Annotated in this window: 1 protein-coding gene; it reads right to left on the bottom strand. The window is 53.5% G+C overall.

Annotated elements, in window-relative coordinates; translation table 11 throughout:
* On the bottom strand, positions 1-334 hold a 334-nt coding region (locus tag RNC47_RS36860), incomplete at its 3' end, for a BapA prefix-like domain-containing protein (RefSeq protein WP_311605235.1).
* Between the last annotated feature and the right edge of the window lie 113 nt (positions 335-447).

The raw sequence follows: 447 nt of genomic DNA, 5'->3' as shown, positions 1-447 counted from the left end.
CCACCGCCACGGCCGATCCCGGAGCAACGCCGGTATCGACGAAGGTGGCATGTTCAATCGGGTGCACACCGTCATCGAAGATAAGCTCACTGTGGTGGCCTTTGCTGTCGGTGTTGAAGAAGCTGTGATAGCGAACCGTGCTGCCATCCTGCATGTGCAGGATCAGGTCATTCCCCGCGCGCTCGTAGCTTAAAACCGCCGCGCGCGTAGCATGGACACGTACAATGCTGAGTTGGTTAAGATTGACAGTCTGGCTGGCGCCGGACACCTGGGAAATTACGCTGCCGTTAGTACGGGAAAGTACGTCGACGATGACATTGCCTTGTTGAGCCATGCTGTGTGCCCCTTGAACCCAGAGTAAGTAAAGACGCACCGCAAAAGTTCCTTTTTGACAGAGTCAGAAAGCGAACTGCGGTGAATTTTATGATCACGAAAACAATGATTTAC

The sequence above is a fragment of the Streptomyces millisiae genome (assembly GCF_031845425.1).
Classification (GTDB): domain Bacteria; phylum Actinomycetota; class Actinomycetes; order Streptomycetales; family Streptomycetaceae; genus Streptomyces; species Streptomyces millisiae.
This window is presented reverse-complemented; position numbering and strand designations above follow the sequence as displayed.